Source organism: Micrococcaceae bacterium Sec5.8 (assembly GCA_039636775.1).
GTDB lineage: Bacteria > Actinomycetota > Actinomycetes > Actinomycetales > Micrococcaceae > Arthrobacter.
The window spans coordinates 1,573,775-1,588,194 of the sequence record CP143429.1 but is presented as its reverse complement, the minus strand read 5'-3'; the positions used below and the strand labels follow the sequence as shown (position 1 = coordinate 1,588,194).

Below are 14,420 nucleotides of genomic sequence, written 5' to 3'. Positions count from 1 at the left end.
GTTGGCCCTACGGCGCCGGCCGTCCGCATGATCGGGACGCGAGCACAGGCCCGCCAAAAGTACTCTTAGGTAAACCATCCACCCAGACGCTATCCACGCCACACAACCGCGGAACGCTCGACGGCGTCGGCGGCATCCTGGAGCGCCTGCGGCATCAGGTGGCCATACACCTCCTCGGTGGTTCGCGTGGATGCGTGCCCCAGACGGCGGGAGACAGTGAAAAGCGAGACGCCGTCCTGGATCAGCCAGGACGCATGGGTGTGACGCAGGTCGTGGATCCGAGGCGACTTCTTCAGTCCACGCGCCTGGGCCGCTTTCACAGCGGGAGTCCAGTAGTGGTGCCAATACAGCTTGTGGACAATGCGCTCGCCCTTGGGCGTGGTGAACAGAAGATCCGCGCCTGGCCGGCTGGCCACCAGCGGAATAAGGACTTCCACCAAGTGAGGATTCAAAGAAACCGTCCTCTTCCCGGCCCCTGTCTTGGTGGCACCAATGTAGTACTCGGACTCGGACCCGCGTTTCCAGGCCTTATTGATCCGCATCGTTGCCGGCCTGGACATCAGGTCCACATCCGCCACCGTCACGGCCGTGGCCTCGCCAAAACGGGTACCGGTCATGACGAGGAACTCCGTGAAGGCCTTGTAGCGCTCCCCCATGCATTCCAGGATCAGGCCGAACTCCGCATGCGTCAGGAACCTGGTCTCATCCTCTGCCTTTTCGCCAGACGGCAACTGGACGCCCCGGCACGGATTATCCTTCCGGTAGCCAAGACGGACCGCCGTCTCCATCGCCGAGAAAATCAAGCCATGGTTGTTCTTGATGGTTTTCGCCGAGCGGCCTTTGGTCTGCATCGTCTTCATCCAGTAGGTCAAATGCCGGTAGTCGAGCTTGTCCACCGGAATATGGCCAATCACGTCCGCGATGTGCAGCTTCAGCATGGTCTGATACGTGTGGACGGTACCAACGGAGGGCCGGACCAGAAGGTCGATGTGCTCTTGGATCACGGCGGCGACGGTGGGGGCTTTGGTCTGGTTCGCGAGCATCGCATGCTGGGCGATCTCAAAGGATTGGTTGTTGGCATCAAGGAGGCGCTTCAGGGTAATCGCTTCGGATTCCGTGGGAAGCGTGATGCCTTGTTCCTGGCGGTTGGCCGGGTCCCGCCAGCAGACCATAAAGGACGTTGTACCGTCCTTTTTTGTGCGTTTTCTAATGCTGGCCATAGGAAAAATGCTACGCCGCTGTCCACACTTTAAGTACTTTTGTCCACACTCAGCACCTCTAAAAGCTACTGACCTGCGGAAACACTGTGCCCGAGGTGGGACTCGAACCCACACACCTTTCGATACCGCATTTTGAGTGCGGCGCGTCTGCCATTCCGCCACTCGGGCGCGGAGACACCGGAGCCATTATCCCGCCGCCACAGTGCTGTGAGCAACGCGATCGCTTCCAGTGCGCGGAATTACTCTACATGCAGATAGGCTGAATTCCAGAATCGCGCCAGTGACGCCGCATCGAACGTATCCGGTTCCAGTACAGCAGCGGTGACAACCTAAGATGGTCTAGTTCCCGCCGTACCTTTCCAAGGAGTTCCCGTGTCAGAACAGACGGAGTCAAACCCCACGTCCAAGCCGGCGCGCCGCGTGGTTGTCGCCGAGGATGAAACCCTTATCCGGCTCGACATCATCGAGATCCTGCGGGGCGAAGGTTACGACGTCGTCGGTGAGGCGGACAACGGTGAGAAGGCTGTGCAGCTCGCGGAGGAGCTCAAGCCGGACCTGGTTCTGATGGACGTGAAGATGCCGGTCATGGACGGCATCTCCGCCGCCGAGAAGATCGTCAAAGCCCGGATCGCCCCCGTCGTCCTGCTCACCGCGTTCAGCCAGAAGGAACTGGTCGAGCGCGCCCGCGACGCCGGCGCCATGGCTTACGTCGTCAAGCCGTTCACCCCCGCAGACCTCATCCCCGCGCTGGAAATCGCACTCTCCCGCCACGAGGAGATCAAGGCCCTCGAAGCCGAGGTGACCGACCTGCAGGAGCAGTTCGCCACCCGGAAGCTCGTGGAGCGCGCCAAGAGCCTCCTGACCACCAAGATGGGCCTCACGGAGCCGGAAGCGTTCCGCTGGATCCAGAAGACCTCGATGGACCGCCGCCTGAGCATGCGCGAGGTCGCCGAGACCATCATCAACCAGGTCAACTAGTACGGCCCGGAGACAGTAACAGCAGCGCCACAGCAGCGAAGATAAAAAGGGAGGGTCCCCGCCGGTGAAACCGGCGGGGACCCTCCCTTTTATTTCGGACTGAGGACCTTAACCCTGAAGCTTTAGGCCTTGTTGTTCCGCTTCTTCTTTTCCGGCCAGGGGCCCACCTTGTCCTTGGTGAACTCGGTACCGCCGTGGCTGCCGGCGTCGGCGAGGTCGCCCACCTTGTGGACCTTCAGCATGTTCGTGGAACCGGCCTTTCCCGGAGGGGAACCGGCGGCGATGACCACCATGTCCCCATCCTCGACGAGGTCCATGTTCAGCAGGCTGCGGTCAACCTGGGCGGTCATCTCATCGGTGTGGCCCACCATCGGGACCAGGACCGGCTGGATGCCCCAGGTCAGCGCCAACTGGTTCCACACGTGCTCCACCGGGGTGAAGGCGAAAACCGGGCGGGTGGGGCGCAACCGCGACAAGCGACGTGCGGAATCCCCGGACTGGGTGAAGGTACAGATGTACTTTGCATCCAGCTGATCAGCGATCTCGACGGCGGCACGGGTGATGGCGCCACCGCGGGTCTTGGGCTTGGTGCCCAGCGGCGGGACACGCTCCAGGCCGTGGACCTCGGTGGATTCGATGATCCGGGCCATGGTCTTAACGGTCTCGATCGGGAATTTGCCGACGCTGGTCTCGCCCGAGAGCATGACAGCGTCCGCGCCGTCGAGCACGGCGTTGGCGCAGTCGGACGCCTCCGCGCGGGTGGGGCGCGGGTTGTCGATCATGGATTCGAGCACCTGGGTTGCCACGATGACGGGCTTGGCCCAGCGGCGGGCCAGTTCGACGGCGCGCTTCTGCACGATCGGCACTTCTTCCAGGGGAAGTTCCACGCCGAGGTCGCCACGGGCCACCATGATGGCGTCGAAGGCGTCGATGATCTCGGGGAGCTGCTCAACAGCCTGCGGCTTCTCGATCTTGGCAATGACCGGTACGCGGCGGCCTTCTTCGTCCATGATTTCGTGAACGCGCTTGATGTCCGATGCGTCCCGAACGAAAGAAAGGGCCACCATGTCCACACCGCGGCGCATCGCCCAGCGCAGATCGTCCTCGTCCTTTTCGCTCAGGGCCGGGACGTTGACGGCAACACCGGGCAGGTTGATGCCCTTGTTGTTTGATACGTACCCTCCGACGATCACCTGGGCGACCACCTTGACGTCGTCGACGTCGATCGCGCGGAGTGCGACCTTGCCGTCGTCGATCAGCAGCGCGTCGCCGGGGTTGACGTCCTCGGTGAGGCTCTTGAGCGTGGTGGAGCAGATGTCCTTGGTGCCGGGGACGTCCTCGGTGGTGATGGTGAACGTGTCCCCCACCGCCAGGAGGTGCGGTCCGTCGACGAACCGGCCGAGGCGGATCTTCGGCCCCTGCAGGTCCGCCATGATGGCCACGGGTTTGCCGAGCTGGCCGGCCGCCTTGCGGACGTTCTCGTATGTGGAGTCGTGTACGGCGTAATCGCCGTGGCTCATGTTCATGCGGGCCATGTCGACGCCGGCTTCCAGCACTGCGAGTGTGTTCTCGAAGCTCGCGATTGCCGGTCCGAACGTGGCCACTATTTTAGCGCGTCTCATATACCTACCTTAGTAGTCGATGGTGTGGATGAAGTTGTAGCCGTGTGAACGGCGGAAGTACGGACGGAACCGATTACGGCTTACAGAACGGCCATGGCCCGGTCGGTCGGGGCCACGGGCGCCGGCAGGATGGTGCTGCCCATCAGGAACTTGTCCACGGCGGCAGCGCAGGCACGCCCCTCCGCGATGGCCCACACGATGAGCGACTGGCCGCGGCCGGCGTCTCCGGCCACGAAGATGCCTTCGGTGTTGGTCATGTAGTAACCGTCCCGTGCCACGTTGCCGCGGCCGTCGAACTCGGCACTGACCTGCTCGGTGATCCCTGCCGGCTCCGGGCCGGTGAAGCCCAGGGACAGGAAGACCAGGTCCGCCGGAATAACCCGTTCGGTGCCGGATTTCGGGATGCGTTTGCCGTCCACGAATTCGGTTTCAGCCACCTTCACGCCGGTCAGTACGCCATTTTCCCCGACAAACTCCACGGTGGAGGCGAGGTACGTTCGTTCGCCGCCTTCCTCGTGCGCACTGGCAACCTCGAACAACGTGGGGAACGTCGGCCACGGCTGGTGGCCGTCGCGCTCCGCCGGGGGCTGCTTGCCGATCGCCAGGGTGGTGACGGACGCGGCCTGGTGCCGGTGTGCGGTGCCAAGGCAGTCCGCGCCGGTGTCGCCGCCGCCAAGAATCACCACGTGCTTGCCCGCGGCGTTGACCTGGTTCTCGACGCTCTCCCCCGCCGCCACACGGTTTGCCGGAACCAGGTAGTCCATCGCGAAGTGCACGCCCTGAAGGTCGCGTCCCGGGATCGGCAGGTCCCGCGGGACCGTGGCGCCGGTGGCCACCACGACAGCGTCGTAACGGCGGCGGAGTTGCTCCCAGGTCACGTCGGTGCCGACAGCGACACCGGCGCGGAAGCGGGTTCCTTCGGACTTCATCTGCTCCAGGCGGCGGTCAACGTGCTCTTTTTCCATCTTGAAGTCGGGGATCCCATACCGCAGGAGGCCACCGATTTTGTCATCGCGTTCGTATACGGCGACGGTGTGGCCCACCCGGGTCAGCTGCTGTGCGACGGCCAGTCCGGCGGGACCGGAGCCCACGACGGCGACTGTCTTGCCGCTGAGGCGGGCCGGCGGCAGCGGGGTGACCCAGCCGTTCTCAAACGCCTGGTCCACGATCGAGACTTCGACCTGCTTGATGGTCACTGCCGGCTGGTTGATTCCCAGCACGCAGGAGGCCTCGCACGGCGCCGGGCAGAGCCGGCCGGTGAACTCGGGGAAGTTGTTGGTGGCGTGCAGCCGCTCCATCGCTTCCTCGCCCTTGTCCCGCCAGATGAGGTCGTTCCATTCCGGAATAAGGTTGCCCAGCGGGCAGCCCTGGTGGCAGAACGGCACACCGCAATCCATGCACCGGCCGGCCTGCGCTTTCAGGACCCCCTTTTCCTGCGCCTCGTAGACCTCCTTCCAGTCCATGATGCGCACCGGAACGGGACGGCGGGGCTGGGTTTCGCGCTGACGTACTTTCAGAAATCCGCGTGGATCAGCCACCGGTCACCTCCAGGATTCGAGACCAAACTTCTTCGCCATCGGGGTCCAGGCCCTCTTCGATGGCGTCCAGACGGGTTTGCAGGACAGCTGCGTAATCGCGCGGCAGCACCTTCGTGATGCGCGCTGCGGTGTCGTCAAAATTCTCAAGCAGCCGTGCCGCGAGCAGCGATTCAGTCTCCTCGGAGTGCTTGAGCAGCAGACCGTGAACAATGTCGCGGTCCTCGGCATCCAGATCGTGCAGTTGCAACTCACCGGCTTCCAGGGCTTGTTTATTGACGCGTTCGCTCTTCAGGTCCAGGACGTAGGCGGTACCGCCGGACATGCCGGCACCGAAGTTGCGGCCGGTGCGCCCGATGATGAGGGCCTGGCCACCGGTCATGTACTCGCAGCCGTGGTCGCCGATCCCTTCGACCACCGCGGTGGCCCCTGAGTTGCGGACCATGAAACGTTCGCCGACCTGCCCACGCAGGTACATTTCACCGCTCGTTGCGCCATAACCGATCACGTTGCCGGCGATGACGTTCCGTTCCGCCGGGAACACGTTGGTGCGGTCCGGCCGGACGATGATGCGGCCGCCGGAGAGGCCCTTGCCGACGTAGTCGTTGGAATCCCCGAACATCCGGAGGGTGATCCCGGCCGGCAGGAACGCGCCGAGGGACTGCCCGGCGGTGCCGGTCAGCGTGATGTCAATGGTGTCCGCGGCGAGCACGTCGGTGCTGAAGGTCTTGGTGACCACGTGGCCGAGCATGGTGCCGACAGAGCGGTCCGTGTTGATGACGTCGACGGCGATCTTGACCGGAACCCGGTCGCTGAGAGCTTCTGCGGCCATCGCGATCAGGCGCTGGTCGAAGTGCTTGTCCAGCTCATGGTTCTGTCCGGTGAGGTTGCGCAGCGGCGCGTCGTCGTCGAACTCGAGCCCGTGCAGGATCGGGTCCAGGTCCAGCCCTTCGGCCTTCCAGTGGTTGATCGCTTCGCGGGTGTCGAGCATTTCGGCGTGGCCGATCGCTTCCTCGATGGTGCTGAAGCCGAGCCCGGCCAGGATCTCACGGACTTCCTCGGCAAGGAATTCGAAGAAGTTCACCACAAATTCCGGCTTGCCGGTGAAGCGGGAGCGCAGCTCGGGGTTCTGCGTCGCGACGCCCACGGGGCAGGTGTCCAGATGGCAGACGCGCATCATGATGCAGCCGGAAACCACCAGCGGGGCGGTGGCGAAACCGAACTCTTCACCGCCGAGCAACGCCGCGATCACGACGTCGCGGCCGGTCTTGAGCTGGCCGTCCACCTGTACCACCACACGGTCTCGCAGGCCGTTGAGCATCAGGGTCTGCTGCGTCTCGGCGAGGCCCAGCTCCCACGGGACCCCGGCATGCTTGAGCGAGTTCAGCGGCGAGGCGCCGGTGCCGCCGTCGTGCCCGGAAACCAGGACGACGTCCGCCTTGGCCTTGGTGACGCCGGCGGCTACGGTGCCGATGCCCACCTCGGACACCAACTTGACGTGCACCCGGGCCGACGGGTTGGCCCGCTTGGCGTCGTAGATCAGCTGCGCGAGGTCCTCGATCGAGTAGATGTCGTGGTGTGGTGGCGGCGAGATGAGTCCGACGCCGGGCGTCGAGTGCCGGGTCCGGGCCACCCAGGGGTAGACCTTTTGCGCCATCAACTGGCCGCCTTCGCCGGGTTTCGCGCCCTGCGCCATCTTAATCTGGATGTCATCGGCGTTGGTCAGGTACAGACTGGTCACCCCGAAACGGCCGGACGCGATCTGCTTGACTGCCGAGCGGCGCGTCGGGTCCAGCAGCCGGTCCACGTCCTCGCCGCCCTCTCCCGTGTTGGACTTGCCGCCCAGCCGGTTCATGGCGATCGCAAGGGTCTCGTGGGCTTCCTGCGAGATGGAACCGTAGCTCATGGCGCCCGTGGAGAACCGCTTGACGATGCTGGAGACGGGCTCCACGTCCTCAAGCGCGATTGCCGGGCGCAGGCCGTCCTTGAATTTCAGCAGACCACGCAGGGTCATCAGGTTCTGGGACTGGTCGTCCACGCCGCGGGTGTAGGCCTTGAAAATGTCGTACCGGCGCTCACGGGTGGCGTGCTGGAGCCGGAACACGGTTTCCGGATTGAACAGGTGCGGTTCGCCGTCGCGGCGCCACTGGTACTCGCCGCCGCCCATCAGGGCCTGGTGGGGTTGCTCGATGCCATTCTCGGGGTACGCCATCCGGTGGCGTGCCGCGACCTCCGCGGCGATAACGTCCAGGCCTACTCCGCCCAGCTGGGAGTGCGTCCCGGAGAAGTACTCGTCCACCAGGTCCTGGCCGAGGCCGAGGGCCTCGAACGTTTGGGCTCCGGTGTAGGAAGCCACGGTGGAGATGCCCATCTTGGACATGATTTTCAGGACGCCCTTGCCCAGGCCCTTGATGAGGTTGTAGACGCCGTCCTGGGTGGTGACTCCGGTGACGTCGCCGGTGGAGATCAATTGTTCCACCGATTCCATCGCCAGGTACGGGTTCACGGCGGACGCGCCGTAACCGATCAGCACGGCCACGTGGTGCGTCTCCCGGACGTCACCGGCCTCGACCACGAGGGCGGTCTTGGTGCGGTTGGCGCTGCGCAGCAGGTGATGGTGCACGGCGCTGACCAGCAACAGGGATGGGATCGGGGCCCACTGGGCGTTGGAGTCACGGTCTGAGAGAACGACGTACTGGACGCCGCGGTTGATGGCACCGGAGACCTGCTCGCAGATTTCGGTCAGCCGGGCGCGCAGCGCATTCTCGCCGCCTTCGGGGCGGTACAGCCCGCGCACCTTCATGGCGACCCTGTCGCCGGCGACGGTCTCGATGTTGGCGATCTTGGCGAGCTGGTCGTTGTTGATCACGGGGAACGGCAGGGCAACCTGTGGCTTGCGGACCTGCTTGGTGTCCAGGAGATTGCCGTTGGGCCCGATGGCACAGGTCAGCGATGTAACGAGTTCCTCGCGGATGGCGTCCAGCGGCGGGTTGGTGACCTGCGCGAAGGACTGCACGAAGTAATCGAACAACAGCCGCGGCCTCTTGGACAGCACGGCCACGGGAGTGTCGGACCCCATGGCGCCGAGCGGCTCAGCGCCGGTCCGGGCCATGGGGCCCAGCAGGATCTTCAGTTCCTCGGTGGTGTAGCCAAAGGTGCGCTGGCGGATGTTGACCGAGGCCGCGGTGTGCAGCACGTGCTCGCGCTCGGGCAGGTTCTTGAGGTCGATCAGGTTCTCCTTGACCCAGTCGGCCCACGGGTTTGCCGCCGCGACCTCCGCCTTGACCTCGGCGTCGCTGATGATCCGGCCGGCGTCGGTGTCCACCAGGAACATCTTGCCGGGTGAGACCCTGCCCTTCTTCACTACCTTGGAGGGCTCGACGTCGATCACGCCCACCTCGGAGGCGAAGATGACGAGGCCGTCCTCGGTGATCCAGTAACGGCCAGGGCGCAGGCCGTTGCGGTCGAGGGTGGCGCCGACGAGGTTGCCGTCGGTGAAGGAAACGGCCGCTGGGCCGTCCCACGGTTCCATCAGCATCGAGTGATACTCGTAGAACGCCCGCCGTGCCGGGTCCATCGTGGCGTGGTTCTCCCACGCTTCGGGAATCATCATCATGATCGAGTGCGTGATGGGCCGGCCGGACAGCCAGAGCAGTTCGGCTACCTCGTCGAAGGAGGCCGAGTCGGAGGCACCCGGGGTACAGATCGGGTAGAGCTCCTCGGGTGAATCCCCGAGCAGCGGATTGGCCAGCTGCGACTGGCGGGCACGCATCCAGTTGCGGTTTCCCTTGACCGTGTTAATTTCGCCGTTGTGCGCGATGGTCCGGAAGGGCTGCGCCAGCGGCCAGGAGGGGAAGGTGTTGGTGGAGAAGCGCGAGTGGACAATCGCGAGTTTGGTTTTGAAGCGCTTGTCGGAGAGGTCCGGGTAAAACGGTTCGAGCTGGGCGGTGGTGAGCATGCCCTTATAGACAATGGTCCGGGAGGACAGCGACGGGAAGTAGACCCCGTACTTGTTTTGCGCCCGTTTCCGGATCCGCCAGGCGCGTGAGTCGAGTTCGTTGCGCTCCAGCACTTCCCCGGTGCTGGACGCGAAGAACGGCTGGGAGAAGTAGGGCATGCAGGCCCGCGCCATGGCCCCGACCAGGTCGGCGACGATCGGCACTTCACGCCAGCCGAGGACGGTCATGCCTTCGTCCGCGGCGAGGCTTTCGATGCCGGCCTTGGCGGCGTCGGATTCACGCTGTTCGGCCGGGAGGAAGGCCGTGCCCACCACGTACTGGCCGGGAGCGGGGAGCTCGAAGTCGGTGATGGCCCGGAAAAACTCGTACGGTACCTGCATGAGCAGACCGGCGCCGTCGCCGGTGCCTTCGTCGGCGCCTACGGCGCCGCGGTGTTCGAGGTTGCGCAGGGCGGTCAGGGCGGCGTCGACGATGTCGTAACCGGGCTCACCCCGCAAGGTCGCGATGATGGCCAGGCCGCAGGCGTCCTTTTCCTGCTCCGGGTTGTAGAGCCCGGCCGCTTCGGGCAGCGCCGCGAAGCGCTGGAACGGTGACGTGGCGGCCGGCTGGGGCTCGGACCAACTGGGGCTGTGCAGGGTTTGGGTCATGGGAGACGTCCTTCCTCCTGATCGTGCGTATGGGAGGGACAACGTTGGCCCGCATCGGTGCGCCGGTGTGACGGGCACAACTAAGTGTTTTCTTATTCGAATTGTAGGTCAGCGCCGCTTCCTGCCCTAACAGTTACGCGGCCACCGGCCCGGGCTTGCACACGGCAGCCAATGTCTGCTGCCTACTGCCGGCCCCTGCTGCCACGACGCTGTGGAATCTGGCTCTGGAAGGGGTGGCTCCGCGGCCGGTTTTGCCGGGGCTGGGCTAGTGGTTGCCCTCAGCGTCCGGCGCGGTCCCGGTGGCCTGACGGCCGGGTGTTCCGGCCATCGGTGCTCCCGTGACGGGAAGGGTCCCGCCTGTGGATTCCTTTGACGTTTCAGCTGGGGCAGAAACGTGGCCTGGACCGCTTTGGTTATCAGGGAGATTACCACGCGATTCACTATCTGAGACAGCAGAATCCGAATGGCGGACATCGTCATCGGCCGGGGCCAGTTCCGTTTCCGCGGGTTCGCGGCCCCGGAGGAAGACGGTGTCAGGTTCCGCGCGCTTGCGCAGGCCCAGGATGATGAACGCGGCCAGCGCCCCCAGCAGGACGAAGATGCTGGTCCACACGTTCAGCCGGGTGGTGATGCCGAAGAGGTTGATCTGCTCTGCGTCGTCGATCCGCATCGCCTCGATCCATACCCGGCCCAGCGTGTAGTAGACCGCATACAGGCAGAAGAGCCGGGCCCGCCGGAAACGGAATGTGCGGTCCAGGAGCAGCAGGATCCCGACGCCGGCGAGGTTCCAGAGGGATTCGTAGAGGAAGGTCGGGTGGAACAGCGTGTCCGCGGCCATGCCGGCCGGGAAATTCGGGTTGTCGGCGTCGATCTGCAGTCCCCAGGGAAGCGTGGTGGGGCCGCCAAAAAGTTCCTGGTTAAAGTAATTGCCCCAGCGGCCAAGCGCTTGGGCCAGCAGCAGGCCGGGCGCCGCAGCGTCGAGGAAGGCGCTGAGCTTCACCCCGGCCCGCCGGCAACCGATCCACGCGCCCACGGCACCCAACAGTACGGCGCCCCAGATTCCCAGACCGCCGCGTTGGAGCTGCGGGATCAGGGACAGGTCCCCGGTGCCGTCGAAGCCGGGGCCGAAGTAGGCGTCCGGGGAAGACACCACGTGGTAGAGCCGGCCGCCGATAATGCCGAAGGGGATGGCCCAGATAGCAATGTCCCAGACGCTGCCTTCCGGGGCGCCCCGCCTGGCCCAACGGACGGAGGTGAGCCAGAGTCCAACGATGATGCCGAGCAGGATGCACAGGGCGTAGGCGTGGATGCGCAGTGACCCCCATGGCAGCGGAATGTCGAATCCGGACCAATCCGGGCTCGGAATGCTCGCGGGGATCATGGATGCCGCGTGGAGGACTGACTGCATGCGTTTAGGCTTCTTCCCTGGTAAGTCCGGTACTGAGGTCTTTCGTCAGGGACGCTACCGCGTCCACCCCGCCGTCGCCGAGGGCTACGACCAGCGCAGTACCGACGATCACGCCGTCGGCGTAAGCGGCGATCTCACGGACCTGGGCCGCATTGGACACGCCCAGCCCCACGCAGACGCGTTCGGCGCCGGCGGCGTGCGCCGCGGACACCACGTCCTTGGCGGCGGAGCTCACTGAGGTGCGGGCGCCGGTGACGCCCATGATCGAGACGGCGTAGACAAAACCGCGGCTCGCCTCAACGGTGCGCTTCATCCGCGCAGGTGAGGATGACGGCGCCACCAGGAACACCCGGTCCAGACTGTACTTATCCGACGCTGCCATCCATTCGGAGGCCTCATCGGGGATCAGGTCCGGGGTGATGAGTCCGGCTCCCCCGGCGTCGGCCAGCTGGCGGGAGAACTCATCCACGCCCATGCGGACGACGGGGTTCCAGTACGTCATCACGAGCACGGCGGCGTCGGTCTGGCTGGTGATGCCACGGACGATGTCGAAAACCTGCTTGACGTGGAAGCCCGAGGCGAGAGCTTCCGTGGTGGCGGCCTGGATGACGGGGCCGTCCATCACCGGGTCGGAGTACGGTATGCCGATTTCGATCAGGTCGGCACCGTTTTCCGCGAGGGCAATGCCGGCCGCGATGGTGTCCTCGACACTGGGGTAGCCTGCAGGCAGGTAACCGATGAGGGCAGCCCGGCCCTGGGCTTTGGCACGATCGATGGCTGCGGCTGCTTTGCTGGCACCGGGCGCGCTTTGAACGGCGTGGTTCACAGTTGCTCCCCCTCTTTGGCGATCTCGTGCTCGGGCGAATCCTTGTCCAGCAGGTCGAACCATTCGGCGGCGCTGGCAACGTCCTTATCGCCGCGGCCGGAGAGGTTCACCAGGACGATTTTTTCGGAAGCGTCGCCGGCTTCGGCGAGGCGCCGGCCCACCTTGATGGCTCCTGCCAGGGCGTGGGCAGATTCGATGGCCGGGATGATGCCCTCGGTGCGGCACAGCAACTGGAACGCGTCCATGGCCTCGCTGTCCGTGATGGGCTCGTAGCTGACGCGTCCGATGTCTGCGAGGTAGGCGTGCTCGGGGCCGACACCGGGGTAGTCCAGGCCCGCTGAGATGGAGTGCGACTCGATGGTCTGGCCGTCGTCGTCCTGCATCAGATAGGAGCGGGCACCGTGCAGCACACCTGGCTTGCCGAGCGTTATCGTCGCGGCGTGGCGTCCGCTTTCAACACCCTCGCCGCCGGCCTCGAAGCCGTAGATCTTCACGGCGGGATCGTCCAGGAAGCCGTGGAAGATGCCGATCGCGTTGGAACCGCCGCCGATGCAAGCACACACGGCGTCGGGCAGGCGGCCGGTTTGTTCCAGCATCTGGGCGCGGGCCTCCTCGCCGATGACCTCATGGAAGTACCGGACCATGGCGGGGAAGGGGTGCGCCCCGGCGGCGGTGCCCAGCAGGTAGTGGGTGCTGTCGACGTTGGCCACCCAATCCCGCAGGGCCTCGTTGATGGCGTCTTTGAGAGTCTGGGATCCGCTGGTCACCGGGATGACAGTGGCCCCCAGGAGCTCCATCCGTGCGACGTTAAGGGCCTGCCTCCGGCAGTCCTCCGCGCCCATGTACACGACGCATTCGAGGCCCATGAGGGCGGCGGCGGTGGCGCTGGCAACACCGTGCTGTCCGGCGCCGGTCTCCGCGATGACCCGCGTCTTTCCCATGCGCTTTGCCAGGAGGGCCTGTCCGAGCACGTTGTTGATCTTATGCGAGCCGGTGTGGTTCAGGTCTTCACGCTTGAGGAAGATCCGGACGCCGCCGGCATGTTCGGCGAAACGCTTGGCCTCCGTCAGCAGCGAGGGACGGCCGGAGTAGTTCTTGTTCAGCTCCGCGATCTGCGCGGTGAACTCCGGATCGGCTTTGGCTTTCTCGAAAGTGTCTTCCAGTTCATCCAGGGCCGCGATGAGTGACTCGGGCATCCATCGGCCGCCGTAGGGGCCGAAGTAGGGTCCGGGGGCATGCCGCAGGGATTGTCCGCCCTGCAGGAACGCGTCCACGGTGCTTTCGTCTGAGCCGGCTGCTGGCGCATCGACCATCAGTCTCACCATCCTGTTCCACTGTTAGTACATCTGGGTGCTGCACGGAGGTAATGCCGGCCGGCCACGTGGTGCCCGGCCGGCGGCACACTCAGGAGCGTGCGGCGATTTCTTCTGCTCCTGCGGCCATAAATTCGGCGATCCGCTCCCGCGGAGTCGCGTCGCTGACCAGCGCTTCGCCGACGAGGACGGCGTTGGCGCCGTTCGCGGCGTAGTGCCGTACATCGTCGACGCCGCGAACGCCCGATTCCGCGATGACGAGCGCGCCTGCGGGAATGCCGCCGGCGAGTTCGGCGAACACGGACCGGTCGACGTCGAGGGTCTTGAGGTTGCGCACGTTGACGCCGATGATCCGGGCGTCCGCAGCAACAGCGCGTTCGACTTCTTCTGCCGTGTGCGTCTCGACCAGCACGTTCATGCCAAGCTCACGGCTGAGGGCAGTGAATTCGCGCAACTGCGTATCGGCCAGCGACGCGACGATCAGCAGGATCAGGTCGGCCCCGTGCGCCCGGGCTTCCCAGATCTGGTACTCATCGATCATGAAGTCCTTGCGCAGCAGCGGAAGGTCCACGGCTGCCCGGACGGCGTCGAAATCGGTGAGCGAACCATTGAAGCGGCGCTGTTCGGTCAGGACACTGATCGCGGCAGCGCCGCCGTCGGCGTACTGCACGGCGAGGGAGGCGGGGTCAGCGATGCCCGCGAGGTGGCCCTTGGAGGGGCTCCGGCGCTTGATTTCGGCTATCACTTTCAACTGCCCGCGCGTCGCCGAGGCGCCGCCAAGTGCGCTCCAGGCGTCACGTGCGGGCGGCGCCGCCGCCGCGTGCTCCTTCAACTCTGCGAGCGTCACGAGGCGCTGGCGGGCCTCCATATCCTCCCTGACACCGGCATTGATGTCATCGAGAACGCTCACCC

At 65.2% G+C, this 14,420-nt stretch carries 9 protein-coding genes and 1 tRNA gene; 1 reads left to right on the top strand and 9 read right to left on the bottom strand.

Annotated elements, in window-relative coordinates:
• Positions 1 to 89 precede the first annotated feature (89 nt).
• Positions 90 to 1,220 carry a site-specific integrase gene (locus VUN84_07250; protein ID XAS65434.1) on the bottom strand — a complete coding sequence of 377 codons (1,131 nt, stop codon included), beginning with the start codon at positions 1,218 to 1,220 and terminating at the stop codon, positions 90 to 92.
• 87 nt (positions 1,221 to 1,307) lie between these two features.
• Positions 1,308 to 1,388, bottom strand: a tRNA-Leu gene (locus VUN84_07245).
• 204 nt (positions 1,389 to 1,592) lie between these two features.
• Between VUN84_07245 and VUN84_07240 the strand changes: the two genes are divergently transcribed.
• Positions 1,593 to 2,198 (top strand): response regulator, encoded by a 606-nt coding sequence (locus tag VUN84_07240; GenBank protein XAS65433.1) that lies wholly within the window; start codon positions 1,593 to 1,595, stop codon positions 2,196 to 2,198.
• Positions 2,199 to 2,320: 122 nt separating this feature from the next.
• Here the strand turns inward: VUN84_07240 and pyk are convergent, their stop codons facing one another.
• The 7 genes from pyk to trpC form a co-directional block, all read right to left on the bottom strand.
• Entirely contained in the window at positions 2,321 to 3,820 is a 1,500-nt protein-coding gene (gene pyk / locus VUN84_07235; GenBank protein ID XAS65432.1) for a pyruvate kinase, read from the bottom strand.
• A gap of 80 nt (positions 3,821 to 3,900) precedes the next feature.
• Positions 3,901 to 5,358, bottom strand: a complete 1,458-nt coding sequence (locus VUN84_07230) for a glutamate synthase subunit beta (protein XAS65431.1) — start codon at positions 5,356 to 5,358, stop codon at positions 3,901 to 3,903.
• Entirely contained in the window at positions 5,351 to 9,961 is a 4,611-nt protein-coding gene (gene gltB / locus VUN84_07225; protein XAS65430.1) for a glutamate synthase large subunit, read from the bottom strand. The genes VUN84_07230 and gltB overlap by 8 nt, the downstream gene beginning before the upstream one ends.
• A 265-nt stretch (positions 9,962 to 10,226) precedes the next feature.
• Entirely contained in the window at positions 10,227 to 11,369 is a 1,143-nt protein-coding gene (lgt, locus tag VUN84_07220) for a prolipoprotein diacylglyceryl transferase (GenBank protein XAS65429.1), read from the bottom strand.
• 4 nt (positions 11,370 to 11,373) lie between these two features.
• On the bottom strand, positions 11,374 to 12,195 hold the full coding sequence (gene trpA, locus VUN84_07215) for a tryptophan synthase subunit alpha (GenBank protein XAS65428.1): 822 nt from the start codon (positions 12,193 to 12,195) through the stop codon (positions 11,374 to 11,376).
• On the bottom strand, positions 12,192 to 13,508 hold the full coding sequence (trpB, locus tag VUN84_07210) for a tryptophan synthase subunit beta (GenBank protein XAS65427.1): 1,317 nt from the start codon (positions 13,506 to 13,508) through the stop codon (positions 12,192 to 12,194). Before trpB ends, trpA begins: the two co-directional genes overlap by 4 nt.
• Positions 13,509 to 13,599: 91 nt before the next feature.
• A complete protein-coding gene (trpC, locus tag VUN84_07205; protein ID XAS65426.1) occupies positions 13,600 to 14,418 on the bottom strand; it encodes an indole-3-glycerol phosphate synthase TrpC in 819 nt (272 codons plus the stop codon).
• Positions 14,419 to 14,420 lie beyond the last annotated feature (2 nt).

Coding starts and splice junctions, on each gene's coding strand:
- VUN84_07250 (XAS65434.1), bottom strand. CDS start 1,220: ATGGCCAGCATTAGAAAACGCACAAAAAAGGACGGTACAACGTCCTTT.
- trpB (XAS65427.1), bottom strand. CDS start 13,508: ATGGTCGATGCGCCAGCAGCCGGCTCAGACGAAAGCACCGTGGACGCG.
- gltB (XAS65430.1), bottom strand. CDS start 9,961: ATGACCCAAACCCTGCACAGCCCCAGTTGGTCCGAGCCCCAGCCGGCC.
- lgt (XAS65429.1), bottom strand. CDS start 11,369: ATGCAGTCAGTCCTCCACGCGGCATCCATGATCCCCGCGAGCATTCCG.
- pyk (XAS65432.1), bottom strand. CDS start 3,820: ATGAGACGCGCTAAAATAGTGGCCACGTTCGGACCGGCAATCGCGAGC.